At 73.3% G+C, this 25,957-nt stretch carries 23 protein-coding genes; 5 read left to right on the top strand and 18 right to left on the bottom strand.

Translation table 11 applies throughout. The features are described from left to right. Positions 1-102 precede the first annotated feature (102 nt). The 3 genes from ACN268_RS09415 to ACN268_RS09405 all read right to left on the bottom strand — a co-directional run bounded on the left by ACN268_RS09415 (position 103) and on the right by ACN268_RS09405 (position 3,370). A complete protein-coding gene (locus tag ACN268_RS09415; protein ID WP_421482760.1) occupies positions 103-1,893 on the bottom strand; it encodes a sensor histidine kinase in 1,791 nt (596 codons plus the stop codon). Then, on the bottom strand, positions 1,890-2,579 hold the full coding sequence (locus ACN268_RS09410; protein ID WP_421482759.1) for a response regulator transcription factor: 690 nt from the start codon (positions 2,577-2,579) through the stop codon (positions 1,890-1,892). Before ACN268_RS09410 ends, ACN268_RS09415 begins: the two co-directional genes overlap by 4 nt. A 233-nt stretch (positions 2,580-2,812) precedes the next feature. After that, positions 2,813-3,370, bottom strand: coding sequence for a hypothetical protein (locus ACN268_RS09405; protein ID WP_421482758.1), 558 nt, complete (start codon positions 3,368-3,370; stop codon positions 2,813-2,815). A gap of 127 nt (positions 3,371-3,497) precedes the next feature. On the opposite strand from ACN268_RS09405, the gene ACN268_RS09400 reads away from it, so the two are divergent. Then, positions 3,498-4,088, top strand: coding sequence for a DinB family protein (locus tag ACN268_RS09400; RefSeq protein WP_421482757.1), 591 nt, complete (start codon positions 3,498-3,500; stop codon positions 4,086-4,088). 42 nt (positions 4,089-4,130) lie between these two features. Here ACN268_RS09400 and ACN268_RS09395 read toward each other — a convergent pair whose 3' ends face one another. From ACN268_RS09395 to ACN268_RS09380, 4 genes are all read right to left on the bottom strand, one after another. Next, the gene (locus ACN268_RS09395; RefSeq protein ID WP_421482756.1) at positions 4,131-4,799 is read right to left on the bottom strand and encodes a DUF2306 domain-containing protein; all 669 of its coding nucleotides are present in this window, start codon (positions 4,797-4,799) and stop codon (positions 4,131-4,133) included. Between the two features lie 148 nt (positions 4,800-4,947). Next, complete coding sequence (locus ACN268_RS09390; protein WP_307826029.1) at positions 4,948-5,619, bottom strand: response regulator transcription factor; 672 nt, start codon at positions 5,617-5,619, stop codon at positions 4,948-4,950. Continuing rightward, on the bottom strand, positions 5,616-6,746 hold the full coding sequence (locus tag ACN268_RS09385) for a sensor histidine kinase (RefSeq protein ID WP_421482755.1): 1,131 nt from the start codon (positions 6,744-6,746) through the stop codon (positions 5,616-5,618). Before ACN268_RS09385 ends, ACN268_RS09390 begins: the two co-directional genes overlap by 4 nt. A gap of 81 nt (positions 6,747-6,827) precedes the next feature. Continuing rightward, positions 6,828-7,937 (bottom strand): FAD-dependent monooxygenase, encoded by a 1,110-nt coding sequence (locus ACN268_RS09380; RefSeq protein ID WP_421482754.1) that lies wholly within the window; start codon positions 7,935-7,937, stop codon positions 6,828-6,830. A gap of 74 nt (positions 7,938-8,011) precedes the next feature. On the opposite strand from ACN268_RS09380, the gene ACN268_RS09375 reads away from it, so the two are divergent. The 3 genes from ACN268_RS09375 (at position 8,012) to ACN268_RS09365 (ending at position 10,585) form a co-directional block, all read left to right on the top strand. Beyond that, entirely contained in the window at positions 8,012-8,614 is a 603-nt protein-coding gene (locus ACN268_RS09375; RefSeq protein ID WP_421482753.1) for a TetR/AcrR family transcriptional regulator, read from the top strand. 154 nt (positions 8,615-8,768) lie between these two features. Beyond that, entirely contained in the window at positions 8,769-9,479 is a 711-nt protein-coding gene (locus ACN268_RS09370) for a ThuA domain-containing protein (RefSeq protein WP_421482752.1), read from the top strand. Then, on the top strand, positions 9,449-10,585 hold the full coding sequence (locus ACN268_RS09365) for a Gfo/Idh/MocA family protein (RefSeq protein WP_421482750.1): 1,137 nt from the start codon (positions 9,449-9,451) through the stop codon (positions 10,583-10,585). The genes ACN268_RS09370 and ACN268_RS09365 overlap by 31 nt, the downstream gene beginning before the upstream one ends. 31 nt (positions 10,586-10,616) lie before the next feature. Here ACN268_RS09365 and ACN268_RS09360 read toward each other — a convergent pair whose 3' ends face one another. Continuing rightward, positions 10,617-11,681, bottom strand: a complete 1,065-nt coding sequence (locus ACN268_RS09360; protein WP_421482749.1) for a GNAT family N-acetyltransferase — start codon at positions 11,679-11,681, stop codon at positions 10,617-10,619. A gap of 31 nt (positions 11,682-11,712) precedes the next feature. On the opposite strand from ACN268_RS09360, the gene ACN268_RS09355 reads away from it, so the two are divergent. After that, a complete protein-coding gene (locus tag ACN268_RS09355) occupies positions 11,713-12,243 on the top strand; it encodes a MarR family winged helix-turn-helix transcriptional regulator (RefSeq protein WP_421482748.1) in 531 nt (176 codons plus the stop codon). Positions 12,244-12,283: 40 nt separating this feature from the next. On the opposite strand, the gene ACN268_RS09350 is transcribed toward ACN268_RS09355, so the two are convergent. The 10 genes from ACN268_RS09350 to upp all read right to left on the bottom strand — a co-directional run bounded on the left by ACN268_RS09350 (position 12,284) and on the right by upp (position 25,957). Further along, positions 12,284-13,534 (bottom strand): extracellular solute-binding protein, encoded by a 1,251-nt coding sequence (locus tag ACN268_RS09350; protein ID WP_421482747.1) that lies wholly within the window; start codon positions 13,532-13,534, stop codon positions 12,284-12,286. Positions 13,535-13,614: 80 nt separating this feature from the next. After that, positions 13,615-14,655, bottom strand: coding sequence for a caspase family protein (locus tag ACN268_RS09345; protein ID WP_421482746.1), 1,041 nt, complete (start codon positions 14,653-14,655; stop codon positions 13,615-13,617). Beyond that, positions 14,642-15,043: an effector-associated constant component EACC1 gene (locus tag ACN268_RS09340; protein ID WP_421482744.1), complete on the bottom strand. Its 402-nt coding sequence runs from the start codon at positions 15,041-15,043 to the stop codon at positions 14,642-14,644. Before ACN268_RS09340 ends, ACN268_RS09345 begins: the two co-directional genes overlap by 14 nt. Before the next feature lie 554 nt (positions 15,044-15,597). Continuing rightward, entirely contained in the window at positions 15,598-16,542 is a 945-nt protein-coding gene (locus ACN268_RS09335; protein WP_421482743.1) for an acyltransferase domain-containing protein, read from the bottom strand. A 150-nt stretch (positions 16,543-16,692) separates the two neighbouring features. Next, complete coding sequence (locus ACN268_RS09330; protein WP_421482742.1) at positions 16,693-17,046, bottom strand: hypothetical protein; 354 nt, start codon at positions 17,044-17,046, stop codon at positions 16,693-16,695. A gap of 987 nt (positions 17,047-18,033) precedes the next feature. Continuing rightward, on the bottom strand, positions 18,034-19,212 hold the full coding sequence (gene aroC / locus ACN268_RS09325) for a chorismate synthase (protein ID WP_421482740.1): 1,179 nt from the start codon (positions 19,210-19,212) through the stop codon (positions 18,034-18,036). Between the two features lie 5 nt (positions 19,213-19,217). After that, on the bottom strand, positions 19,218-20,234 hold the full coding sequence (locus tag ACN268_RS09320; protein WP_421482739.1) for a pseudouridine-5'-phosphate glycosidase: 1,017 nt from the start codon (positions 20,232-20,234) through the stop codon (positions 19,218-19,220). Positions 20,235-20,323: 89 nt separating this feature from the next. Next, a complete protein-coding gene (locus ACN268_RS09315; RefSeq protein WP_421482738.1) occupies positions 20,324-24,313 on the bottom strand; it encodes an amino acid adenylation domain-containing protein in 3,990 nt (1,329 codons plus the stop codon). A 25-nt stretch (positions 24,314-24,338) separates the two neighbouring features. Continuing rightward, positions 24,339-25,253, bottom strand: a complete 915-nt coding sequence (locus ACN268_RS09310; RefSeq protein ID WP_363655815.1) for an EamA family transporter — start codon at positions 25,251-25,253, stop codon at positions 24,339-24,341. Then, positions 25,250-25,957 carry a uracil phosphoribosyltransferase gene (gene upp / locus ACN268_RS09305; RefSeq protein ID WP_421482736.1) on the bottom strand — a complete coding sequence of 236 codons (708 nt, stop codon included), beginning with the start codon at positions 25,955-25,957 and terminating at the stop codon, positions 25,250-25,252. The genes ACN268_RS09310 and upp overlap by 4 nt, the downstream gene beginning before the upstream one ends.

The following is a 25,957-nucleotide window of genomic DNA, read 5'->3' as shown; positions in this document are numbered from 1 at the left end:
GCATTGCAAAGAAGATACGCGGGTTGCAGTGCAACTGCAATGTAAAAAATCCGGCCGCACCCGGAACCAGCCGCCGGTGGGCGTGACTGACGGCTGCGGCGTTCAGCCCCGGGCCGGGACGACGATCGGCAGCCGGACGGTGAAGGTGCTACCCCGACCGAGGTCGCTCTCGACGCCGATCGTGCCGCCGTGCGCCTCGGCGAGCTTGCGGGCGATCGACAGCCCGAGCCCGCTGCCGCCGGTGCTGCGGGTGCGGGAGTCGTCGGCCCGCCAGAACCGGTCGAAGATCTTCGCCTGGTCGGCGGGGGCGATGCCGGTGCCGGTGTCGGACACGGCGATGGCGAGCTGGTCGTCGCGCACCTCTAGGCGCACGGTGACCGACCCGCCCGCCGGGGTGTGCCGTACCGCGTTGGCGACGATGTTGCCGACGATCTGGCGCAGCCGGGCCCCGTCGACCGCCATCTCCAGGTCGACGCCCACCGCGGTGCCCAGCCGGACCCCGGCCGCCTCGGCCGCGCCCCGGTGCGCCTCGACGACCTGCTCCAGCAGGTCGGCCACGAAGTACGGTTCGCGGTGGATTCGCAGGTCACCGGCGTCGGCGGCGGCCAGGTCACGCAGGTCGTCGATGATGTGCTGCAGCAGCAGCGCCTCGTCGAGCAGCAGGGTGAGCAGCTGCGTGTCGAGCTGCGCCAGACCGTCCTGCGCGGCCTCCAACCAGCTGCGCATGTTGGTCAACGGCGTCCGCAACTCGTGCGCCACGTCGCTGACCATGCTCCGGCGCAGCGCCTCGGTCTGCTCGCGCCGGGCGGCGAGATCGTTGAGCGCGGTGGCGAGCATGCCGATCTCGTCACGGGTGGTCACCGGAACCCGGGCCGGTTCGTCCATCGGCTGCCGGGTCGCGTCGGTGAGCGCCCGCAGCGGCCGGACCAGCCGCCGCCCGACCAGCACGGTGATCAGCACGGTGGCCACCAGCACCGCCCCGGTCACCTGGGCGATGCGGACCACGTTCGCCCGGGACAGGTTGAACACCGGCTCGGCGCCGCCCTGCGCCTCGTCGGTGACGAACAGCAACGCCGGTGGCGCCACGTACGCCCGGAGCTGGGCCGTCCGGGCCTGCTGCAGGCAGCCGGCGATCTGCCGGTCGAAGCGGGTGTCGCGGCTCGGTGCCGCGGTCCGGTCGGCGCGGATGTCGACCCGGGTCGGTGCGCCCAGCTCCCTGAGGCAGGTCTTGGTCAGGGTCTCCAACTGGGCGATTCCGGCGGCCTCGCTCGGCATCGGGCGGGTCAGCTCGTCGGGCAGGCAGAACCCGACGATGCCCCGGTCACTCGGGTCGCTCACCTGCACCGAGGCGCGGCCGGCCGGATCCACCACGACCCGCGCGTCCGCCCGGGACTCGGCGCGTACGCAGCCCAGCTGCCGCTCGGCCATCTCCCGGGTGGTGGTGCTCTCCCGCTTGGTCAGCCGGTACGGCCCGACCGCGCGCGGATCGACCCGCTCGGTCCCGCCGGTCAGGCCGAGGTCGACCTGCAACGGATCGACGGTCGCCGACGGCCGGGCGGTCTGCAGCGAGGGACCGTCCGGCGCGGAGTCGGCGATGACCTGGCGGTCCGGGGTCATCAGGGTGATCCGCCGTTCGAGCCGGTCGGCCCGCTCGGCGAGCACCGCGTCGACCCCGGCCCAGTCCCGGTGGGTCGCCGCGTGGTCCAGCAGCGTGTCGTAGATGCTCTTGTCGTCGGCGAGCGAGCGCCCCTGCTCCTGTTGGATCGCCCGGGTGGTCGACTGCACGGCCAGCCAGGTCGTCGCCAGGATCGCGCAGACCGCGACCAGCAGCGAGGTGGCCAGCAGCCGCACCACCAGGCTGCGGTGCAGGGGGACCCGCGGCTGCCGGGTCACGACGCGCCGGCGCTGAGCTTGTAGCCGACGCCGTAGACGGTGAGCAGCTGCTGGGGCCGGCGCGGGTTCGCCTCGATCTTGCGGCGCAGGTTCATCACGTGGACGTCGATGGTGCGTCCGGTCGACTCCCGGTCGACGCCCCGGGTGTGTTCGAGCAGTTGGACCCGGCTGAACACCCGGCCGGGCTGACGGATCATCGCGGCGAGGATGGCGAACTCACCGGCGGTGCAGTCGACCGTGGTGTCCCCGGCGGTGACCAGGCGTCGGGCCTCGTCGACGGTGAGCCGCCCGAGCCGGTGCACCGGCGACTCCTGGGGGGTCGTACGCACCCTCCGCAGCAGGGTGCGCACCCGGGCCACCAGCTCACGCGGGCTGTACGGCTTGGTCATGTAGTCGTCGGCGCCCAGGTCCAGCCCGCGCAGCAGGTCGTCCTCGGCGGACCGCGCGGTCAGCATCAGCACCGGCACGTCCGACTCCTGCCGCAGGATCCGGCAGACCTGCATGCCGTCCAGTTTCGGCAGCATCACGTCGAGCAGGAGAAGGTCGAACGCCTGCTCCCGGGCCTGACGCAGCGCCGTCTCGCCGTCGGCCACGACCGTCGCCCGGTGGCCCGCTGCGGTGAGGTAGCGGCGCAGCGCCTCGGCCTGCCGCGGATCGTCCTCCGCGAGCATCACGTGTGCGCACATGGTGGGGAATATAGAGCAGGTCAGAGGGGTCGCGGATCGGGCGCGAGGCGGTGACACCCGGCACCTCCCGGTCGGTGCGCAGCTCGGCGGGCGGGTGACGGGGAGATCCGACGATCGTGAGAAAAAGGTCATGTCCGGTCCTGACCGGTTCCTGACAAACCGGTGTCACGATCGCCCCGCGGGACGACCGTCGGCGGCGTCGCCCGGGTGGACGACGCCGCCGGGTGGCGCGGTCACTTCCGCTTCGCGGCGACCTCGCGCTCACACGCCGGGGAGTACTTCAGCCCCTTGGAGATCGACTCGGAGTCGTTGTTCTTGCCGCCGAAGGCCCAGCCCGTGCCGTCGGCGCCCACCTCGACGTAGCGGACACCCTTGTCCTTGAGGCACTTCACCACGTCCCGGGCGAAGTCCTTCGCCTCCGGGTTGGCCGGGTCGAACTCCCACGGCGGCAGCGGCATCAGGTGCTCACACGCCTCGGCCGCCCCGCTGGTCCCGTCCGCGCCGGTGCCGTCGCTGCGCCGCCTGGTGACGTCGACGCCGTGTTCGGTCAGGCACTTCATGTACGGCTTGAGGCGTTCCTTCTTGTCCTCCGGGGTGTCGTCGAGGCGTTCCCGTGGCCGCTCGTCCTGCGGCGTCGTCGCCGACGCGGCGGGGGTCGGCGCGCCGGTCCGCAGGGTGGCCACCTCCGCCCCACCGGTGCTACTGGCGGCGGGTGGGGCCTCCTCGGCGGTCGAGCACCCGCCGACCAGCAGTACGCCGCCGCACAACGCAGCCATCAGTTGCTTCCTCATCCTCACGCCTCCGGTCAGCTCTGCGGCGATCCCGCCGGGGCCCAGCATCACCGTCGACTGTCAGGAAGCTGTTTGCCGCGACGGGCCCGCCCGACGGGTGTCGTACCGGTGGGGGAGACTGCCGGGCATGACGGAACGGAGCGATCCGAAGGCGACACTGCTGCACTACCTCCAGACCACCCGCGACGACCTGGTGTGGAAGCTGGAAGGGCTCGACGAACGTGAGGCCCGGCTGCCCCGCACCGTCACCGGCAACAACCTGCTGGGCCTGCTCAAGCACTGCCTCAACGTCGAGGCCGGCTACTTCGGCCTCACCTTCGGCCGGCAGTTCCCCAGCCCCGGCGAACTGGTCCCCGAGCACGTGTACGACGAGGACCCGCAGGCGGACTGGTACGCGCGGGCGGACGAGACGAAGGACGGCCTGATCGACCTGTACCGCCGGGTGGCCGAGTTCGCCGACCGGACGATCGCCGAGTTGCCGCTCGACGCGCCGGGGCGGGTGCCATGGTGGCGGCCGGGGCACCAGGACGTGACCCTGCACCAGATCATCGTCCACGTGACCTGCGATCTCGCCCGGCACGCCGGCCACGCCGACATCCTGCGCGAGCAACACGACGCGACGGTCGGCTGGCGGCGGGAGAGCCCGCAGGTCATCGACCACCAGCAGCGGCTGGCGTACGTCGCCAAGCTGACCGCGCTCGCCGACCGGTTCGCCTGACCCGCCGACCGGCCCACCCCGGGGAGGGGGCCGTCCCGCCCGTCATCCCGTGGCGGCGAGCGTCGCCGGCCGGGCCGCCGCGGCCGGGTTGGGCCGCCGTCTGCGGATCAGCCACTCGGCGACGAGCAGGTTGAGCGTCCAGGCCGCACCCATGAGCAACGCCCGGGACAGTTCGGTCGTCGGCCCCACCACCAGCGCCCAGGTCGACAGCAGCACCCCCTGGGTGCCCGCGCCCTGGGCGATCGCGTAGCCCCGCATCATCCAGGCCCGGTGCTGGGGCAGCCGGCGTCGTCGGACGGCCACGAACCCGGCGGCGACGGCGACGAACATGCCGGCGGCGAACAGGTACCGCAGCACCATGAGCAGCGGGCCGTCACCGGGTGGCAGCGGATAGGTGGCGTTCATCCACCAACCGGACGCGGCCACCACCAGTCCACAGCCGACCAGGGCCCGGCCCGCCCGGCGGTGCCAGGCCCGGTGACGCCGCCGGAACCCCGGCGCGAACTGGAACGCCCCCAGCAGGCTGAACGTGACGGCGGCGGCGATGTGCAGCAGCACCGGGACCGGCGCGGCGAAGAAGCGTTCGTTGGCGGGGGTCACCTCGGCCCCACCGGCGAGGGCGGCCACCCGCAGCGCGCTGCCGAGGGTGGGCAGCGCGCTGAGCGCGATGAGCCCGGTGAGGAGGGGCCAGTCCCGTCGTCGCGTCGTCATGACCCGAGCATGGCGACCGGGGCCCGGCCGATTCATCGGTCCACGGGCCGCCGTCGTGCCGGCCGATGGTCGGGGTCGCCGACCGTACTTTCGGCGGCGTCCACCCTCGACCGTCCCCGCCGGGGCCACGCCACCGCCGGACGTCGGCTCAGCCGCCGCGCAGCCGGTCGGTCTCGTACGCCCACATCGCGACCTCGACCCGGTTACGGGCCCCCAGCTTCGCCATCAGGCTGGCGACGTGCGTCTTGACCGTGCTCAGCGTGATGTGCAGCTCGGCGGAGATCTCGGTGTTGGTGCGTCCCCGGGCCACCGCGCCCAGCACCTGCTCCTCCCGGTCGGTGAGCCGGTCGACCGGCTGGCGGGGCGGGGTGGCCGGACCGGCGTCGGCGAATGCCCGGAGCAGCCGGGTGGTGACCTGCGGCGCGATCAGCGCGTCCCCGGCGGCCGCCGCGTGGACGGCCTGGGTGAGCAGGGCCGGGCCGCAGTCCTTGAGCAGGAAGCCCCGGGCCCCGGCGCGCAGTGCGGCGTAGACGTACTCGTCGAGGTCGAAGGTCGTGATGACCACCACCGCCATCGGGTCAGCGACTCCCGGCCCGGCCAGCAGCCGGGTCGCCTCGATCCCGTCCACGCCGGGCATCCGGATGTCGAACAGGCACACGTCGGGGCGCAGCCGCCGGGCCAGCTCGACCGCCCGCTGCCCGGTGGCCGCCTCGCCGACCACCTCGACGTCGGGCTGGGCGGCGAGGATCATCGCCAGCCCGGTCCGCACGATCTCCTGGTCGTCGGCCACGAGCACCCGTACCCGGGTCCCGCCGTTCATGCCACGGCCCGGGGCAGCGCGGCGGTGACCGTCCACCCGTGGTCCTCCTCGGGGCCGGCGTCGAGCGAGCCGCCGAGCAGGTGGGCCCGTTCCCGCATCCCGACCAGCCCGTAGCCGTCGCGTCCGGGTGCCGGCGGGCCGACACCGTCGTCGTTGACCCGCAGCCGCACCGTGTCCTCGTCGGCCACCACCCGCACGGTGATCCGGGTCGCGTCCCGGGCGTGCCGGCGGGCGTTGGTGACCGACTCCCGGGCCAACCGGCAGATCGTGGCCGCCACCGGGGCCGGCAGGCCGTCCAGGTCGCCGACCAGGTCCACCTCGACGGCCGGCCCGTCACCGGTCCGGCCCGCCAACTGCCGCAGGTCGGCGATGCGGGGGCTCGGCAGCCGGTCGGCCGGCTCGTCGCGGCGCAGGGCCCGGACCAGGGCGCGCATCTCGGTCAGGGCCTGGCTCGCCTCCGTCTCGATCAGCCGCAACGCCTCGGCGGCGGCCGCGGGACGGGTCTCCAGCAGGGCCAGCCCGGCCTGGGCCCGCACGGCTATCGCGGACACGTGGTGGGCGACGGTGTCGTGCAGGTCGCGGGCCAGCCGTTCCCGCTCGCGCAGCGTCACCTGCTCGACCTCCCGTCGCCGGGCCCGTTCCCGCCAGCGCAGCGCGGCCCCGACCGCGAGTGCCGCCGCGACCACCCCGGCCCCGCCCAGGGCGTCGTCCGGGTCGAGGTGACCGACCACAGTGGACCAGATGATCTTCGCGGCGACGAGGGTCGCGCCGAATCCGGCCTCCCGCCCCGACCCCCAGCGGGTCAGCGCGAACACCGCCAGCAGCAGGTAGGCAAGCGTGTGCAGGCCGAGGTCGCCACCGACGACGACCTCGCCCACGGCGCAGACCGGGAAGGCGACGAGCGTCACGAGCAGCGGCCGGCTCCGCCGCCACAGCAGGACCGGGGCGAGACCGACGCCGGTCAGGACCGGCACGGCAGCCGGCTGCGGCAGGCTGCCCCACCGCAGGAGCCCCTCCATCAGCGCCGTCGCCGCGAGCAGGGCGACCAGCGTCGCGTCGCGCCACCCGTGCGGCGTCGGGCGCGCCGGGCGGGGCTCACGCCACCAGGATCGCAGCAGCTCGCGCACGGGGAAATCGTACGGGCGGCGGGCGTCCGTCAGGTGCCCCGGCGGCGCGGGTGGGCAGCGTCGCCGGGGTGCCTTCCCGGGTCAGCCGGCCGGCAGCGGGCGGGCGAGCGCGTTACGGACGGCGACGCCCGCCCGGCTCCCCGGGACCAGCCCCGACGCCACGAGGCCGGTGGTCCGCCCGCGCCGGTCGGTGCGGCGTCGGTGCTCGGCCTCGTAGCGGCGCAGGGCGGCGACGGGCTCGTGCCCGGCGAGGGCGACGGCCAGGGTACGGGCGCCGGCGATGGCCAGGCTCGACCCGTCGCCGAACAACGACACGGAGGCCGCCGCGTCGCCGAGCAGCGTCACCCGCCCGGTGGACCAGCACGGGAGCACCACCCGGGTGACCGTGTCGAAGTAGAGGTCGTCCGCCTGCCGGGCCCGGGCCAGCAACTCGGGGACCCGCCAGCCACGCTCCCGGGCGTACGCGTCGGTGAGGATCTGCCGGTGCCGGGCCGCGTCGGTGTGGTCGAAGTCGACGACGGCGGGGTGCCGGAAGATGAAGGCGACCCCCGCCTCGCCCCGGACCGGGTGGATCGCGACGAGCCGGCCCGGTGTGTTGTGCAGCAGGACGTCGTGGGGGTGCTCCGGTGCCTCGCCGAGCGGTGTGGTGGCCACGTAGAGGCCGAGGTGGCGCACGAGGTCGCGCTCCGGGCCGAAGGTGAGCCGGCGGACCGTCGAGTGCAGTCCGTCCGCGCCGACGACCAGGTCGAAGCGGCGGGGCGGGCCGGTGGCGAAGGTGACGTCCACCCCGTCGGGGTCCTGGTCGAGTCGGGTGACGGTGTCGTCGTACCGGAACTCGGCGTCGTCGCGGGCCGCGTCGTGCAGGATGCGGGCGAGGTCGGCGCGGGGCACCTCGATCTCCGCCGTGCCGGCCGGGCTGCGGGTGGCGGGCATCGCGATGCGGCGACCGGGCCGGCCCGTCGGGTCGACGATCCGCACGCCGGTGGCGTGGGTGGCCGCCGCCCGCAGGGTGTCCACCAGGCCCATCTGTTCGACAACCGGCAGGGCCGGGCCACGGACGTCGACCGGGTTGCCGCTGGACCGCTGTCCGGCCGCGCGTTCGACCACCGTGGGCCGCCATCCCGCGCGGGCCAGCCAGTAGGCGAGGGTCGGGCCGGCCACGCCGGCCCCGGAGATGAGAACGGTACGCACGACCCGAACTTTTCCGCACTCAGTGCAGAATTGCAATGAGTGCGTATTTGCGTCCGGTGCGCTAAGGTGTGCCGATGTCCCTCCGCGAGCGCAAACGGGCCCGTACCCGGCAGGCGCTGGTCGACGCCGCCGTCGACCTGTTCGGACGCCAGGGCTACGAGGCGACCACCATCGCCGAGATCGCCGCCGCCGCCGACGTCGGCACCCGCACCTTCTTCAGCTACTTCCCGAGCAAGGAGGATCTGCTCTTCCCGGAGGCCGACCGTCGGGTGCGCGTCGCGCTCGACGCCATCGCCGGCCGGTCGCCGGACGAGGAACCGGCCGAGGTGCTGTTGCGCGCGCTGCGGCAGGCGAACGACGAGAGCGGGGACATGACCGGTCCGCTCGCCGCACTGCGGATCCGGCTGACCATGGAGGTGCCCGCCGTCCGGGGCCGGGCCCTGCAACTGCAGTGGGAGAGTCAACGCGAGATCGCCAGGCAGCTCGCCGCCGCCTACCCCGACCGCCTCGACGAGGTGAGCGCCGCCGCCCTGGTCGGCGCGTTCGTCGGTGCGGCCACCGCCGCCCTGACCACACTCCTGGAGGACCCGCGACGCCGCGCCGACCCGGCCGCGGTCCGCGCGTCCCTCCAACAGGCCACCGAGGTCGCCCTGCGCCCGTGGACGCCCACGCCCTGAACCCCGGCCCCGGGGCGGCCGCGATCCACGGGACCGATCGTGTCGGCGGAGCCGAGTACGGTTCTCGATGCCCGGCCGGCACGCCCGGCGGGCGGCCCGTGGCCGGGGCGGTCTCGGCCGGCCCGGCCGGCGACGGACCGTGGAGGGAGCGAGCGTGACGCAGCGCAGAGCACTTGTGGTACGTGGTGGCTGGGAGGGACACCAGCCGGTCCGGGCGACGGAGTTGTTCCTGCCGTTCCTTGAGAACAACGGCTACTCCGTACGCGTCGAGGAGTCCACCGAGGTCTACGCCGACGCCGACGCGATGGCCGGCACCGACCTCGTCGTGCAGTGCATGACGATGGCGGAGATCACCGCCGACCAGGTGGCCGGCCTGTGCGCGGCGGTCGTCGCCGGTACGGGCCTGACCGGCTGGCACGGCGGCATCGTGGACGCGTTCCGCGCGTCGTCGGACTACCTGCACCTGGTGGGCGGCCAGTTCGCGACCCACCCGGGGCGGGAGCCCTGCGAGCGGCGCGGCGGCGAGGAGGACAACTTCCTCCCGCACACGGTGACGGTCACCGACCTCGGCCGCCAGCATCCGATCACCGCCGGGATCGCCGACTTCGAGCTGGTCACCGAGCAGTACTGGGTGCTGCACGACGACCTGGTCGACGTCCTGGCCACCACCGTCCACCCCACCCGGGACTGGCACCCCTGGCACCGGCCGGTCACCTCGCCGGCGATCTGGACCCGGCGCTGGGGCGCCGGCCGGGTCGTCGTGACGACCCCCGGGCACAGCCTCGACGTGCTGGAACACCCGTCCGTGCGGACCGTCATCGAGAGGGGCATGCTGTGGGCGACCCGCACCGCGTCGGCATCGTAGGGCTCGGGGTCATCTCCCGCGCCTATCTGGACACCCTGGCCCACCACCCCGAGCTGCGCGTCGTCGCGGTGGCCGACCTCGACGCCGACCGGTCGGCCGTGGCCGCCGCCACCCTCCCCGACGCCGCGGCGACGAGCGTCGCGGGCCTGCTCGACCACCCCGACGTGCAGACGGTGCTCAACCTCACCGTCCCCGCCGCCCACGTGGAGGTCTCGCTCGCCGCGATCGACGCCGGCAAGCACGTGTACGTCGAGAAGCCGCTCGCCGTGGAGCTGCCGCACGGTCGTACGGTCCTCGACCGGGCCGCCGCGGCCGGGGTACGGGTGGGCTGCGCGCCCGACACCGTCCTGGGCACCGGCACCCAGACGGCCCGCGCGGCGATCGACGACGGGCTGATCGGGCGACCGTTGGCCGCCTCGGCCGTCATGGTCACCCCCGGACACGAGCGGTGGCACCCCCACCCCGACTTCTACTACGCCCCCGGTGGCGGCCCGTTGCTGGACATGGGCCCCTACTACCTCTCGGCGCTGATCCACCTGCTCGGTCCGGTGCGCGCGGTGACCGGGGCGGCCAGCCGGCTGCGCCCGGAACGGGTCATCGGCACCGGCCCGCGCCTCGGCCAGCGCGTCCCCGTCCTGGTGGACACCCACGTGTCGGGCGTGCTCGAACACGACAGCGGGGTGCTGTCCACCATCACCACCAGTTTCGAGGGGGTGACCACGACTGCCGCGCCGATCGAGGTGCACGGGGAGACCGGCACCCTCGCCGTACCCGACCCGAACTACTTCGACGGTGAGGTCCGGCTGTGCCCACTCGGCGGCGACGGCTGGCAGGTGCTCGCGCCGTCGGCGGGCTACCGGGATGGCGCGCGGGGTCTCGGCCTGATCGACGCGATCCGGGCCGACGCCACCCGGGCCCCCCGGGCGGGCGGCGACCTGGCGTTGCACGTCCTCGACGCGATGACCGGGCTGCTGCGGTCGGCGGCCGAGGGCCGGCGGATCACGCTGGACACGACGGTGCGGCGACCGGCACCGGTGCCGCTCACCCCGGCCGGGCGGTGGCAGGGCGGCCGGAGGACGGAGGGGGAGGCTGTGGACGCCGGCTGACCGACGCGGCGCTGCCGGCCGCTGCTCCACGTCAGTCCCGGGGCAGCTCCCGGGCGAGGCAGACGGTGCCGTCCGGGCTGGCCACCGGCACCGGTCGGTAGCCCATCCGCTGGTAGAGGTCGATGTTGCGCCGGCTCCGGGTGCCGGTGAACAGCAGCATGCGGCGGCACTGCGGCCCGGCGGTCGCCTCGGCGGCGCGCAGCAACCACCGGCCCAGCCCCCTACCGCGCAGGTCGGGTACGACGGCGAGCCGCCCGAGGTGGCAGTCGGTGCCGTCGGTGCGGGTCCGCACCATGCCCAGCAGCCGACCGTCGCGCCAGAGGCCGATGGTGTGCCAGTCCGCCAGCCACTGGCGCACCTCCGGCACCGACTCGTGCAGCGGGGGGATGGCCAGGGTGTCGTTCACCAGTGCCTCCTCCGTCCAGCAGCAGCGTTGCAGCACGGTGACCTCGGGCGCGTCGTCGCCGGTCAGCCGCCGGGCGTAGGACCCGGGCAGCGGGCCGGGGGTGGCCCGGTCGCGGTCGCGCATCGGCCGCAGGGCGTGGGCGAGCCGGACCACCTCGTCCAGCAGGGCGGCACCGGCCGCGTCGCGGTCGGCGTCGGGCCGCAGCCGGCCGTCGCGGACGGCGTCGCCGATGCGGACGGCGACCGTGGTGCCCGTCGGGACCATGCGCAGGGCGGTCACCACCTGCTTGGCGTGTTCGACGGCGCGGGTGCCGGCCGAGGTGTGGCCGTAGCTGACGAAACCGATCGGCTTCCACGCCCACTCGGCACCGAGGTAGTCCAGCGCGTTCTTCAGCGTCGCCGGCATCCCGTGGTTGTACTCCGGGGTGACGGCGAGGAATCCGTCCGCCGCGTCGACTGTCGCGCTCCACCGGCGGGTGTGCTCGTGCCGGTGGACGCCCGACGACGGCGACTCCTCCTCGTCGAGGAACGGCAGGTCCAGGTCGCCGAGCGCCACCGGGACCACCTCGACGTCGAGTGCCGCCGCCCGGGGGGTGACCGCGTCGAGCAGCCACCGGCTCACGGCGGGACCGAGTGCGCCGGGACGGGTGGCGCAGGTCAGTGCGAGGACGCGGAGCGGTTTCGTTGACATGGAAACGAAGGCTAGATGCTAGATTGATTACATGTCAACAAAGTCGGGGTCGGTGCGGTGGTTGACGCCCGCCGAGGAACGGGCTTGGCGGGCCCTGCGACGGGTGATGGTCGCCGTCCAGGCCGGCACCGCGCACGACCTGGCGGCGATCGGCCTGTCCGAGGCCGACTACGAGGTGCTGAGCACCCTGTCGGAACAGCCCGCGCAGACCAGCACCCTCGGTGTGCAGGCCGACAAGATGGGCTGGTCGCGCAGCCGGCTGTCCCGGCACGCCAGCCGGATGGAAGCGCGCGGACTGCTGCGCCGCGCACCCGATCCGGCCGACGGCCGGGGCTGCCTGCTCGTGCTGACCGGGCAGGGGATGGCCGCCCTGCGCGACGCCGCACCGGTCCACGTCGAGTCGGTACGGCGGCACCTCGTCGACCGGCTCGCCCCGCAGGACCTCGTCGCCCTGGAACGGATCGCCGGTCGACTGGCGCAGCCCCGGCCCGACGACCCCGACGGGCCACCGCCGGCAGGAGCGGGCCGACCCTCGGAGGAGACCCCGGCGAACGGGGCCTAGAGCGGGAACCGGCCGTGTCGCCACTGCCACCAGCTCCGGATCAGCCCAGGGCGTCCTGCATCTGCCGCTCGAAGGTCGCCGGTATCTCCTTCTCCCCCCAGACGGCTGGGTACAGGTTGTCGATGATGACCGAGGAGACCCGGTAGTAGTTCGGTGTGATCGGGCGGGGCCGGGCCTGCTTGACCGCCTCGAGTAGTTGGTCGATGTACGGAATGGTCTGCGCCGCCGGTGACGAGTACGTCGATTCGGTGGTCGGCACGAACCGTCCGTCGAGCAGGAGCTTCTGCTGGATCTCGGCGCTGGTGAGGAACTTGATCAACTCGATCGACTGGGCCTTGTGCCGGCTCTTCGCGGCCACCGCCAGGTTCTGCCCACCCAGGATGCCGGGCCCGAACAACCTGCGTACCTCGGGCTCCGGCTGGATCTCGCCGAACCACACCGGCCAGTTGCGCATGGCGGCGACGGTCTTGTTCTGGAAGGCCCGCGTGGTTTTCGCCTCGGCGGAATCCGCCTTCAGGTCGTCGGGATAGTAGAGCAGGCCCGCCTTCACCTGACCCCGCACCACCGCCAACGCCTCTTCCCACTCGTCCTGGACGATCCTCGGGGAAGTGCCGTTCTCCTCCAACAGCTTCGGATTGACCGCCAGCAACTGCTCGAGGATGTTGACCACGAAAGCCTCGTCCCGGCCGAGTTGGATGGCGATCCGGGGCGGCACGGCGGGGTTGGCGGACAGCGCCCGGGGGAGATCCTCCGCCGTCTGCGGAGGTGTGGTGCCCGCCTGGAAGAACAGCAGACCGACATCCGAGTTGAATGGCAGGGCATACAGCGTGTTCTGCCAGTAGCAGGTCAGCAGCGGGTTACGGAGGAAGATCCGGAGCAGGTCCCCGGTGATCGGGTTGGGGATGTCCGGCGCTTTCGCATCCAGTGCGGCGAGCAGCGGCTGACCTTCCTCCGTGGTGGCTTCGGCGAATTCCGCCAGGTGCGCGGAGTCGAGATTCACGATGTCGATGGGCTCCGGCTCCCGGGGGTCGAGCAGGTTCTTGAACCGGCGACGTTGCGCATCGGTGTCGCCGTCGACCTCGACGATGCGTGCCCGGACGTCCGGGTGCCGACGGTTCCATTCGTCAACCGCCTGTTGCCGGGCACTGTTCCTGCTCTGGTCGATGCCGCTGGCGACGAGCAGTTCCTCCCCGGCCGGAAGTGGCGTGAGCTCGACCGCCGCCGGGTCCGCCGACGAGGTGGGCGTCGGTCCGGTCTCTTCCGGGAGGACCAGCATCGAGAGCGAGGTCATGACGACCCCCACGACCGTCGCCGCGGTGAGTGGGAGGAGGAGGGGCGACGACAGCCGTCGCGGTGGTCGCGTCGGCAGGTTCATGAGGTACTCCGGCGTCCGGCGGTGACGGGTCGGGGGCGAGGGGGTGCCATGCACGCGCCGGTGGTGAAGAAGGCCACGCAGGCCAGTACACCGGTGGCGATCCCGGCACGAAGCGCCCAGACCTCGGAGTGACCGGACCGCACGATCGCGGCGCAGGCGACGCCGACGACGAGTGACCACAGCAGCCCCCAGAACAGGTGCGGTAGCGTCACCTGCTGGCTGCGCGCGGCCGGTTCCGGTTCCGGCTCCGTGAGGCTGTCCAGCATCCCGGCGATGATCGTCGGATGGGCGTAGTTCTTGAAGATCGGCCTCCGTCCGGCGTATCCGTGGGCCTGTCTGGTCGGCAGTGGAAGGTTCTTGGCCTCCAGGCGTTCGTGGGTCCGCGCGGCGATCTCCTCGATGCTGACGAACGGCCCGGCATCCGGGACGCCGTCCTTGCCCAGCACGCCGACCAGCTCGTTGGTGAAGGCCGTGAGCCCGGTCGCGGAGTCGGCGCGGGCGGCCCGGTTCGGACCGGTGGCGGCGAGCACGAACGTGCCCTCGATGGCGAGGTGCCCGTTGAGGGGGCCCATGGCCCGGGTCGCGTTGCCGGCGTAGCAGCAGTCCAGCACCAGGATCTTGTTCGGGGCGCCGCAGTGGATGAGTGCGTCCCGTAGGTGCCGGTACTCCAGCGCCGTCGCCTGCCGGTCCTCGGCGGACCCGGAGTGGGTGAGGTACAGCTCGTCCGGACTCGTCGACGAGCAGAACCCGTGCCCGGCGTAGTAGACGAACAGGGTGCCGCGGCACTGGGCGCCGGCACTCTCGATGGTCGTCAGGATCTCGTCCGCCGATGCCGGGTTCATCACCGCCGTGCACCGTGCCGGCTCCAGACCCCACGGCACGTCCTGTAGCAGTGTCGACCCCAGCTTGGCCACGTTGGCGGAGACCCCGGGGAGGTTCCGGCCACGGTAGGAAGGGTGCCGGTAGACGGCGGTGCCGATGAGCACGGCGTGCGACAGGGTGGGATCGCCGACCGGATCCCGGTCAGCATTCGTCATCGTCGGTCTCCGGCGGCGGTTGCGGCGCGGGCTCGGCCGCCGGCAGTGGGCTTCGACCGGACGCATCCACCTGGTCGCCGTCGTCGCCGACGACGACGGTCTTTCCCTGGTGGACGATCGTGACCACGATATCGGGTCGGCCCCTGATCGCGCGTGCCTCCCGCCACGTCCTGACCGCCATGATCAGTTCGGCCAGCCCCAGCGTCGACTGGAGGATCACCAGCAGGGTGTCCAGGTCGCCGACGCCCATCCGGGTGCCGTCCGGATCATCCTGCGGTCGCAGCCGGGAGACCGGCCAACCGCCGCCGAGCAAGGCGTTACCCCGCAGCCAGCTGGCCAGCGCGTCGAGTTCCCGGTCCGCCCCGCGCCCGGAGATCCGAAGGCGCACGGAATCGCCCTGCTCGGTCTCCTGAATGTCGGACGTCGATGTGTTCGTGCCCATGGTGATCAGCTCCCGAAATGCCGATCTGTACGGATTGTTAACTTATCATCCCATCCTGGGTCAATCGGCGGCAGTGCGGTGTCCACAGAGGCTACCCGCCGTTCGGGGCGCGTTCTCGCGGTGTCGTCACCGATGCCCCCGGGAGGGAATGAGAAGTGGTGCCGGCCGATACGTCGGTGGCCCGAAGTGATGCCGCGTGAGCGTGACGACCGTCGCGCGCACCGGCGCGCCGCCGGCGTGGCGCGACGGTGCGTGGCGACCAGTACCCGCTGCGTGAGTCATCCAATCATCAAAGGGGGACGTTGCCGGCATGATCACGGATCACGGCCCGGGTCGCCGGGGAATGTCGCCAAGGGACTCCATGCCTCACGGATGCGTGACGATGTCGATGAGGATGCTTCCGTACCGGGTCGGAAATCCGACACCTCGCGACGGGAATGCGGTCGGTATTGAATGAAACAAATGAACGCCGACCCACAGCGCCGGGCGTCGGGACACCGCTACATCGGGAAGCGGCCGTGTCGCCAGTGCCAGTGGCCGCCGGCCGCCAGGTGGTCGATGATCGCGCGTTGCAGCACGGTCCGCCGGGGCAGCTGGTCGAGCGGCGTGCTGAGCGTACGGAAGGCGAACCGGCGCACCTCGACGTCGGCGTCCGGCCCGTCGGCCGCCACGTAGGGGAGCAGCTCGAACCGGCGCTGGAACCGGATGATGTTGGAATCCTCGGGGAGGTAGTCGCGCAACTGCGGGTCGAGCAGCCAGGAGCCGCAGGAGAACGTGGTGCGTTGCTCGTCGGGGAAGTGCCGGGGAAAGAACTCGCGAGCCTCGTCGAGCGACGCGTCGACCGCCTCCGGGCTCATCGGCCCCGCGTCGGGGACGTGCAGGCCGATGGTGGTGCCGGCCCGCTCGTGCTGGAGCCGGCCCAGCTCGTAGAGGCTGCCCCGGGCGTGCAGGGTCAGCCAGCTCTGCATGACCGGCCAGCCCTCGCCGTGCATCCGCCTGTCGATCGCCAGGTTACGTCCCAGGTCGGCGAGGGTCGCCCAGGTGACGCCGTCGGCGATGCCGTGCTCGCGGTGGTATCCGCGGACCACGTCGACCAGGGCGAGGTAGGCGTACACGTAAAGATGCCGCCAGGCGGGACCCCGGTCGCGGGGCAGCTCCGGGCCGGGCGACAGCCACTCGTGCCCGCCGAGGTCGGCGCGGACCAGGGCGGTCGAGCGGTCGAGCAGCCAGCGCAGCTCTGGCGTCCACAGGGGAGAGGCGTGGTCCGGCCAGCCGGCAATGATCTCGGCGGCGTCGTCCGGTCGTACCGCCAGCCGGTCGAGGAGCGCGGGCGCGTCGGCGCGGGCGGGCAGCGGGGCCGACGGCCGGTCACCGGCGAGCCGGTGCACCCGCTCGACCTCCTCGACGGGCACCCCGAGCCGGGCGGCCACGACATCCAGGTCCACCGGCCGATCCTACCGGCCGCCGCCCCGCTGCACGGCCCGCCGGGAGGTCAGCGGTGCACCGCACCGCGCGTACCACGAAGGTCGGGTGGGTCCAGCCGCCACCAGGACGGCAGGGGGAGCCGGTCGTGCACCCCCGAGCGTCGGCAGGCGTCAGCGGTGCTGCCCCGGGAGACCGGCCACAGGGCCCTTTCCTCGCCGACGTCGCGTCCTGCCCGCCCGGGTGAGCGTGGCGGCGGCGACGAGCAGGGCCACCACGAGCGCGCCGAGGACGGTCAGGCCGGCCACCCGGGCGGCCCGCGACGGGCCCGCAGCGGTCGGCACGGCGAGCGGCCCGGCCGCGACCGGCACCGGCGGGTCGCCCTGCCGGGGCGCCAGCGCGGCGACCGCCGCGTACGCGTCGAGGGTCCCACCGCCGACCGCCCGGTGTCCACGACGGCGACCACCACCCCGGCCCCCCGGGTCAACGGCCAGCTGGTCTGCGGGGCGAGCAGGCGCAGCACCCACGGTGCCTCCCGGACCGTCACCGGCGACGGCCCGACAGAGCGTCCCGCCGTCGCCGGCAGCGGAGGTGGCTCCCCGGCTGCGGCGGAACCGGCCGGCGGGGCGACGAGAACCCCGAGGCTGCCCACCATCCCGACGATGCCGGCGCGACGGCGGCCGACCCGACCGGTCACGGCAGCGCACCCCGCGTCGCCGTCGCCGGTTTACCCGGTGCCGCCGGCCCGTCCGGCTCCGGCGGCCACGCCGGCCCGGGTGGTACCGCCGGTGCGGCCGACCCGTACGCGACGGCGACCGGGTCCGCCGGGACGGCGGAGCCGACCGAACTGATGGCCGCGCTGCGGGTCGCGACCACGGCCGGGGCCGGGGTGGCGGTGGTCGGCGGATCGGTGGATCGGTGGACACCACCGACAAACGGGTGGTCACGGCGCTGCGCGCGGCGGTCACCCGGGCACCAGCGTGGTGGTGGCGGCGCGCCCGGCGACGGCGGCGAAGGGTGCCGCCCTGCCGCCGGGGGTGCTGCGGGTCGGCGCGGTGGGCCCGGACGACCGGCTGGCGGAGGTGCACCGGCCGGGGGAGGTCGACGTGGTGGCGCCGGGCGTGGACGTGGTGGGTCTCGGGATCGGCTCGGGCTGGTCGCCCTGGTCCGCTCCAGCGCACCCCGGTTGGACGCGGTCGAGGCGGCGGCCCGGATCACGGCCACGGCCGACGGCACGGCGTAACCGGCGGCCGGACCCGACCCGTGGCACGGCTGGGGCATGATCAACCAGGCGGCGGCGGTGAACGCCACCCCGGCCGGAGTCGCCACCACCGTTGAGCGCCGGAGTCCGGCCGGCACGATCACCGGGTTTGCCGGGTGCCGTTGATCGCGGCGCTGCCGGGGTGGGTGGTCCGGGTCGTCCGGCAGGTCGGCACGCCGCCGACCTGCCGGACGTCACCGGGTCGACCCGCTGTTCGCGGCTGTGGGGCTGCGCTGCGCCGCACTCCTCGCGCTCACCGGATGACGATGGTGTCGAGGTAGCCGGTCAGGTTGCGGCGGATCTCGGTCACCGAGTCCCCACCGAACTTCTCCACCGCGGCCTCCGCCAACACCAGCGCCACCATCGCCTCCGCCACCACCGCCGCCGCCGGCACCGCACACACGTCGCTGCGCTGGTTGATCGCCGTCGCCGGCTCCCCGGTCGTGACGTCGACCGTGGACAGGGCCCGGTTCAACGACGAGATCGGCTTCATCGCCGCCCGCACCCGCACCGCCTCACCCGTGGTGATCCCACCCTCCAACCCACCCGCCCGATCCGTCACCCGACGCACCCCGGTCACCGTCGGCACGATCTCGTCGTGCGCCTCCGACCCCCGCGACCGCGCCTGCAACCACCCGTCCCCGATCTCCACACCCTTGATCGCCTGAATCGACATCAACGCCGTCGCCAACCGGGCATCAAGCTTCCGATCCCACTGCACATGACTACCCAAACCCGGCGGCACCCCGTACGCAAGAACCTCCACCACCCCACCCAACGTGTCCGCAGCCTTCTTCGCCGCATCCACCTCCGCCACCATCCGCGCACTCGCCTCCGGATCGAGACACCGCAACGGGTCCGCGTCGATCCGCTCCGCGTCCTCCGGCGTCGGCCGCAAACCCGGCTTCACCGCCACCGACCCCAACTCCACCACGTGCGACACGATCTCGATGCCGAGGGCCTGCCTCACCAGCGCCTTCGCCACCGTCCCCACCGCCACCCGCGCAGCCGTCTCCCGCGCACTCGCCCGCTCCAGAATCGGCCGCGCATCGGTGTGACCGTACTTCTGCATGCCCGCCAGGTCGGCATGACCCGGACGCGGACGCGTCAACGGGGCGTTACGAGCCTGACTCGCCAACTCGTCCGCATCAACCGGATCAGCGGCCATCACCGTCCGCCACTTCGGCCACTCCGAATTACCCACCCGAATCGCCACCGGACTACCCAACGTCAACCCGTGCCGCACACCACCGACAACCTCGACCTCGTCCTGCTCGAACGCCATCCGCGCACCCCGGCCATACCCCAACCGACGACGCGCCAACTCACCCGCGATATCGGCAGTGCTCACCGCCACCCCGGCCGGCACCCCCTCCAACAACGCCACCAGAGCCGGACCATGCGATTCACCTGCAGTCAGCCAACGCAACACCGCGGTCACCCCCGTACGCCGGGCAGGGCGTGCGCCACCCCGGCGACGATCGGGGCCGGGGCGTCGGCGGGGGCCGGGTTCCCGAGGTCGGCCAGGTGGCGGGCGTGGGCGGCGGCGAGGTGACCCCCGGTCCGGGCGGTGCTGATCAGCACCGCCATGTTGGCCCGGGAGGACCGGCCCTGGGTGGCCGCGTCGACGGCGCGCATCAGGTACTTGGTGATGGCGTTGCCGCGTACCCCGTCGCGTCGGGCGGCCACCATCGCCTCCTCGATGGCCCGGTCGACCTCGGCGTCGTCGACGGCCTCCGCGGCGTCGACCGGGGTGGTGATCAGGAAGGAGCTGTGGTTGCCCAGGGCCCAGTGGTTCTCCACCGCGCGGGCGATGACCGTCGCGTCGTCGACCCGGCAGGGGCTGGGGATGCCGCTGGAAACGCAGTAGAAGGCCGGGAAGTCGGCGGAGCGGTAGGAGACCACTGGCACCGAGTGGGTCTCCAGGTACTCCATGGTCAACCCGAGGTCGAGGATCTTCTTGGCCCCGGCGCACACCACGGCCACCCGGGAGCGGGTGAACTGGATGAGGTCCGAGGAGATGTCCATGCTGGTCTCGGCGCCCCGGTGCACCCCGCCGATGCCGGCTGAGGCGAAGAACGCGATGCCGGCCAGGTCGGCGGCGATCAGCGAACTCGCCACGGTCAGCGCGCCCATGCCGCCCTGGGCGAGCGCCACCGGCAGGTCCCGGGCACTGACCTTGGGGATGCCCGGCGTGGAGGCGAACCGTTCGATGTCCGCCGCCGTCATGCCGACCCGGATCACCCCGTCGTCGACGGCGACCGTCGCCGGCACCGCACCGCCCTCCCGGACCGCGTCCTCCACCCGGTGCGCGGTGGCGGCGTTGTCCGGGTACCGCAGGCCGTGGGTGATCACGTTGGACTCCAACGCCACCACGGCCCGTCCCTCGGCGAGGGCGTCGGCGACCTCCTCACTCAACCGCACCTCGACGGTGGAGTGGACCTTGCGTGTCATGCTGGCTCCTCGGTCGGTCCGGTCCGGTGCGTCGGGACCGGTGTCGGGCAGGGCGGGTTCGGGCGGGGTCGGTGCGGGCCGGGATCGGCTCACTCCTCCAGGACCGACTCCAGCGCGACGGACACCGCGTCCTCGTCGCAGCCGAAGGCCCGGGTCATGGCGCGGGTGACGGCGGTCACCAGCCGGTTGTGCTGCTCGTCGGTGAGTGCGATCGGCAGGTGGGAGATGCTCACGTGCGGCCGGACCGGGCGACGCCGGGAGCGGGCGGGCAGCGCCGCCACCACCTGGTGGACCCCCGGTTCGCGCAGCACCCCGTAGTGGTCGGCGGCCAGGTCGACGACGACGGGGGAGAGGTTGCGGCGGGCGACGGCGGTGTCCAGGAAGGACTCCTGGTCGCCCCGGGTACGCAGTACCGTCACCGGGGCCCGCACCGGCCGTCGGGCGAGTTCGGCCTCGGTGTGCCGCAGCCCGTACGTGCGGGCCACGACCCGGGTGATCCGGCGGACCAGCGGCAGGTCCAGGGCGGGGAAGTGCCGCCTGACGAACGCGGCGAAGGTCTCCTCGTCCGTGACGGTGGCCAGGCACTCGTCGATCACCGGACCGGTGACCGTGCCGGCGAACACGGAGCACAGCACCGCCAGGTACGTCGGGTTGGCGAAGCTCGCCGGGCCGTCCGTGGCCGGGCCCTCCGGCACCCGGACCCGGGGTGACCCGGGGGCGATCAGAACGAGCTGGTCCACCTGCTCGCCGGCCTGCTCCAACTGGTACGCGGCCTCCACCGCGACCCGGGTGCCGAACGAGTAACCCCACAGCGTGTACGGGCCCCGGGGTTGCCGTTCCCGGATCGCCCGGATGTCCTCGGCCGCCATCCGGGAGATCGTCCGGTAGGGCTCCTCACCCGGGTTCACGCCGTACGCCTGTACGCCGTGGAAGGGACGCCCGGCGGTGCCGGCCAGCAGCCGCAGGTTCATCGGGTAGCCGCCGAGGCCCGGCCAGCAGTAGACGGAACGCCCCTCCCGGCCCCGCGCCAACGGCACCAGCCGGGATCTGCTCACCTGGTCCCGTTGCGCGACCCGTCGGGCGAGCTGGGCGACCGTCGGGTTGTCGAAGATGACCTGCATCGGCAGCGCCGCGCCGAACACCCGGTTGAGCCGGTTGATCAGGGCGACGGCGATCAGCGAGTTGCCGCCGCAGGCGAAGAAGTCGTCGTGGACGGACACGTCGTCCTGGCGGATCGCCTCGGCCCACAGGCGGGCGATGCGGTGCTCCAGGTCGGTGCGGGGCGCGACGAACGGCCGTTGCGGGCCGGGGTCGTCGGCGACCCGGGCGGCGAGCGCGGTGAGGTCGGTCTTGCCGTTGGCGGTCAACGGCATCCGGTCGAGGATCACCACCTTGTTGGGCAGCATGTAGTCCGGCAGCCGGCCGGCCAGGTCGTCGCGGATCAGCTCCGCCGGGCCCTTCATGTGGACGGCGTCCTCCTTCATTCCCCGACCGGCCACCTGGGCGGCGCTGACCCGCCCACCCACGGCGAAGTACGACGGCCCGTCGGGCAGCCCGTGCCGGCGCAGGATGCCCCGGATGCGGTGGGCCGACGGCAGGTCGTGGCCGGTGTCGGAGCTGTAGCCGGAGGACATGAAGCCGAAGCCGAGGTCGTTCATGGACAGTCGCTGCAGGGCGCGTCCCAGGTCGACGTAGCGTCGCCACCGGGTCGACGTCGTGCTGATCATGCTGATGCCGATCGCGGCCCGGTCGTACACCTGCTGGTTGATGGCGATGACGTGCTGGCGCTGCACGAGGGCGTCGTCGAGGCGGACCAGTTCGCCGCCGTGGTACCGGTACTGCCCGGCGGGCAGGTCGACGCCCCGGTCCGGGTGGACCTGGACGTACAGGTCGATCTCGTCGCAGGGTGGCGGGGCGTACGGCGTCACCGCGAAGCTGCCCAGGTAGAGGTCCTCGGCGGCGCAGTCGAGGTGCCGGATGGTCTGCGGCGCGTGGTCGGTGGCGGTGATGCCCAGCCCGTACCCGGGCAGGACCTGTTCCAGCAGGCCGACCAGGTGGCCGGTCTCGATCTCCAGGACCTCGCGGATGTTGTTCTGGTAGACCGGTTCGATGGCCCGGCGTCGGCCCACCAGGTGCAGCCGGACGGTCGGCTCGGGTCGGGGCGGGGCGGGGCTGATCAGGACCAGCTCGTGGGTCAGCGGGTGGTGGTAGTAGTAGCCGGACGGCTGCCCCCACAGTTGGTGCAGCTCCAGGTAGACCTGGGTGGCGTTGAGCGCCCCGGGTGAGGCGTAGCCGTACTTGGGCAGCAGTCGTTCGTCGCTGACGAACTGCCCGAGGTAGCGGACGATCTCCCCGAAGGTGGCCAGGTCGAGCTGCCCGAGCGGGCGCGGCGGCACCGGGCCGGGCGGGGCCGGGCGCAGCAGCGCCAGCAGGTCGGCGCGGGTGACCGGCGGGCCCTCGTAGAACCGGTACGTCTTGCGGGCGAACACCCGCCGTACCTGCTCCGCGGTGGGTTCGGCCCCGGGCAGCGCGAGCACCGGCCGCCCGGCCAGCTCCTGCGGGGTACGCACCCCGACGTGCGCCAACTGCGCTCGGACCTGGAGCCGGCTCTCCTTCGACCGGTGGTGGGCGCCGTGGCGGCCCTGGTCCATCAGCGCGGCCTCGCGCGGGTTGAGTTCGACGACGGCGAGCAGGTGCGGATGCCCCGTACGCGGATCGTCGCGGACCAGCACCCCCGCGTGCCGGACCCACTGGTGGGCCTCCACGGCGAGGCGCACCTCGTCGAGTTCGACCCGGAACCCGCGCAGCTTCACCTGGTTGTCGACCCGCCCGACGAACCGTACGGTGCCGTCGGCCTGCCAGGCGGCCAGGTCGCCGGTGCGGTAGAGCCGTTCCCCGGTGACCGGGTCGGGCACGAACCGTTGCGCGGTCAACGCCGGCCGGTGCAGGTAGCCCCGGGCGAGCTGGATGCCGCCGATGAGCAGTTCCCCCACGGCGTCCCCGGTGACCGGGGCGTCGTCGGCGTCGACGATGACGTAGCGCAGGCCGGTGACGGGTCGGCCGATCGACACGGACTGCCCGGTGGGGTCGAGCCCGGCCGGGTCGACGGTGAACGCCGAGGAGTTGATCGTGCACTCGGTGGGGCCGTAGAGGTTGACCAGCGTGGCCGGGTGTGCCTTGAGCACGTCGGCGGCCAGCGTGGTGGACAGCGCCTCGCCGCCGGTGAAGACCTGCCGCAGGCTGGTGCAGGTGCCGAGGCGCTCGGTGTCGACGAGCGCCCGCAGCAGGGTCGGTACGCACTGCAGGGCGGTCACGCCGTGCCGGCGGATGCTCGCGATGATGGCCTCGGGGTCGCGGTGCAGGCCGGGGGTGCCGGCGACGACGGTGCCGCCGCAGGCCGGGGCGAGGATCTCCCACTGCGCGGCGTCGAAGCTCATCGGGGTCTTCTGTAGGACGACGGCCTCGTCGAGCCGGTAGGTGTCGCGCAGCCAGCGCAGTTGGCTGACGATGCTGCGGTGCTCGATCATCACCCCCTTGGGTCGCCCGGTGCTGCCGGAGGTGTAGATGACGTAGGCCAGGTCGCGGGGGCGTGGCCGGTGGTCGGGCACGTCGGGTCCGGACGTGTCGTGCCAGGCGCTCAGCGGTACGACGGCGGTGTCGGGCGGGACCAGGTCGGTCAGCCGCTCGACGAGGTCGTCCTGGGCGACGACGAGGCGGATCCGGGCGTCGGCGGCCATGTAGCGCAGCCGCTCGTCGGGGTAGTCCGGGGCCAGCGGCAGGTAGGCCGCCGAGGCGTACAGGATGCCCCAGGCCCCGACGACGAGCCCGACGGACGGCTCGGCGAACAGGCCGACCCGGTCGTCGGGGCCGGCGCCGCGTTCGCGGAGCTGGGCGGCGAGGGCACGGGCCCGGCGGGCCAGTTCCCGGCGGGTGACGCCGTCCGGCCCGTGCCGGACGGCGACCGCGTCGGGGTCCGCCCGGACCTGCTCGTCGAGCAGGTCCGGCAGGGTGGCGGCGGGTGGGTGGTGGGCGTCTTCGCCCGGGTCGTGGGTGTCGGTGGTGGCGGGCGTGGTGCGCATGCTTCCCCCTGTGGTGGGTGACGCCTCACCGGCTGGTCAGCGCGGGTGACGCCACCGGCTCCGCGGCGGGTGGCGGTGCCGGCGGGGACGACCTGCGTTGGGCGAGGGCGACTGCGGCGACGATGACCAGGCCGCCGACGAGCTGGGTCAGGCTGAGCCGTTGGTCGAGGAAGGCGAAGCCCAGCAGGCTGGCGACGATCGGGCTGACCAGGCTGAGGAACGACGCGGCCAGGGCGGGCAGCCGTTCCAGGCCACGGAACCAGACGGCGTAGCCGAACAGCGAGCCGACGATCCCCAGGTAGGCCAGTCCGGCGAGGTTGGGGCCGGTGAGGTGGTCGGGCAGCCCCTCCATCAGCAGGGTGGTGGGGAGCAGGACGAGCCCGCCGGCGGTGAGCTGCCAGCCGGTGAACTGCAACACCCCCACCCCGGGCGGCCGGGCCCAGCGTTTGGTCAGCACGATCCCGCTGGCCATGCTGGCCGCACCGGCCAGGGCCGCGACGACGCCGAGCGGGTCGAGCGCGGCGGTCGGGCGCAGCACCAGCAGCGCGACCCCGGTCGCCCCGAGCAGGCACGCCACGACGTGCAGCGGACGGATCCGGTCACGCAGCAGCAGCGCCGCGAGGATCAGCACCAGCATCGGCTGGAACGACATGATCAGCGCGGCGACGCCGCCGGGCAGCCGGTAGGCGGCGACGAAGAGCAGCACGAAGAACAGGCCGATGTTGAGGGTGCCGAGCACCAGCGCCCGCCAGATCCACGTGCCGCGCGGCACCACCCGGCCGAGCGCCATCAGAGCGAGCCCGGCGGGCAGGGCGCGGGCCAGGGCGGCCAGGTAGGGCCGGCCCGGGGGCAGCAGTTCGGTGGTGACGAGGTACGTGCTGCCCCAGATCGCCGGGGCCAGCGCGGTGAGCCCGACGTCGCCGATTCCGCCGCGCCTCATCGGGGCTGGTCCGTGCCGAAGTAGCGGTCACCGAAGTCGCCGATGCCGGGCACCATGTAGGCGTCGGTGTTGAGGCGTTCCTCGATGGCAGAGGTGACGATCCGGACCCGGGGGTACCGGGCGTGGACGGCGCTGATGCCCTCCGGGGAGGAGAGCAGGGTGACGAAGACGATGTCCTCCTCGAACACCCCGTACTCGCGCAGCAGCCCGAGGGCGGCCAGCGCGGTGCCGCCGGTGGCGAGCATCGGGTCCAGCAGCAGCACCTGGGACGTGGCGATGTCCGGCGGCAGGGCCGCGTAGTGGAAGTGCGGCAGCTTCGTCGTCCGGTCCCGCTGGATCAGGATCTTGCCGATCCGGGTCTGCGGCAGCATGGCCCGCAGTTCGGACTCCATGCTCTCGCCCGCGCGGGCGATGGACACCCCGCAGACAGGCGCGGCCGGGCGCAGCCCGTGGTAGGTCTGCCCGACCGGGGTGCGCACCGGCGTGGGGACGACCGGGAGCAGGTCCAGGGCGGTGTCGAGGAGCAGCCGGAAGATCTGGGCGGAGGTCTGCACGAAGTCGGCCCGGGAGGCGTCGCGGTCCCGGATGACCGTGTGCAGCGCACGCAGCCGGTTGGTCTGCGGCAGCAGGTGCAGCCGGTCGGTCGCGGCGGGGGCGGTCACGGTGTGGGTGGTCACGGTGGGGTCGATGGCGGTGTCGGTCAT

Source organism: Micromonospora sp. WMMD735, assembly GCF_049178995.1.
Taxonomy (GTDB): domain Bacteria; phylum Actinomycetota; class Actinomycetes; order Mycobacteriales; family Micromonosporaceae; genus Micromonospora; species Micromonospora wenchangensis.
This window is presented reverse-complemented; position numbering and strand designations above follow the sequence as displayed.

Bases quoted from the DNA above. Each gene is read 5' to 3' on its own strand.
- ACN268_RS09375 (WP_421482753.1), top strand. From the start codon at position 8,012: ATGTCCCTCCGCGAGCGCAAACGGGCCCGTACCCGGCAGGCGCTGGTC.
- ACN268_RS09395 (WP_421482756.1), bottom strand. From the start codon at position 4,799: ATGACGACGCGACGACGGGACTGGCCCCTCCTCACCGGGCTCATCGCG.
- ACN268_RS09320 (WP_421482739.1), bottom strand. From the start codon at position 20,234: ATGACACGCAAGGTCCACTCCACCGTCGAGGTGCGGTTGAGTGAGGAG.
- ACN268_RS09355 (WP_421482748.1), top strand. From the start codon at position 11,713: ATGTCAACAAAGTCGGGGTCGGTGCGGTGGTTGACGCCCGCCGAGGAA.
- ACN268_RS09390 (WP_307826029.1), bottom strand. From the start codon at position 5,619: ATGAACGGCGGGACCCGGGTACGGGTGCTCGTGGCCGACGACCAGGAG.
- ACN268_RS09345 (WP_421482746.1), bottom strand. From the start codon at position 14,655: ATGACGAATGCTGACCGGGATCCGGTCGGCGATCCCACCCTGTCGCAC.
- upp (WP_421482736.1), bottom strand. From the start codon at position 25,957: ATGACCGACACCGCCATCGACCCCACCGTGACCACCCACACCGTGACC.
- ACN268_RS09405 (WP_421482758.1), bottom strand. From the start codon at position 3,370: ATGAGGAAGCAACTGATGGCTGCGTTGTGCGGCGGCGTACTGCTGGTC.
- ACN268_RS09350 (WP_421482747.1), bottom strand. From the start codon at position 13,534: ATGACCTCGCTCTCGATGCTGGTCCTCCCGGAAGAGACCGGACCGACG.
- ACN268_RS09410 (WP_421482759.1), bottom strand. From the start codon at position 2,579: ATGTGCGCACACGTGATGCTCGCGGAGGACGATCCGCGGCAGGCCGAG.
- ACN268_RS09360 (WP_421482749.1), bottom strand. From the start codon at position 11,681: ATGTCAACGAAACCGCTCCGCGTCCTCGCACTGACCTGCGCCACCCGT.
- ACN268_RS09400 (WP_421482757.1), top strand. From the start codon at position 3,498: ATGACGGAACGGAGCGATCCGAAGGCGACACTGCTGCACTACCTCCAG.
- ACN268_RS09310 (WP_363655815.1), bottom strand. From the start codon at position 25,253: ATGAGGCGCGGCGGAATCGGCGACGTCGGGCTCACCGCGCTGGCCCCG.
- ACN268_RS09315 (WP_421482738.1), bottom strand. From the start codon at position 24,313: ATGCGCACCACGCCCGCCACCACCGACACCCACGACCCGGGCGAAGAC.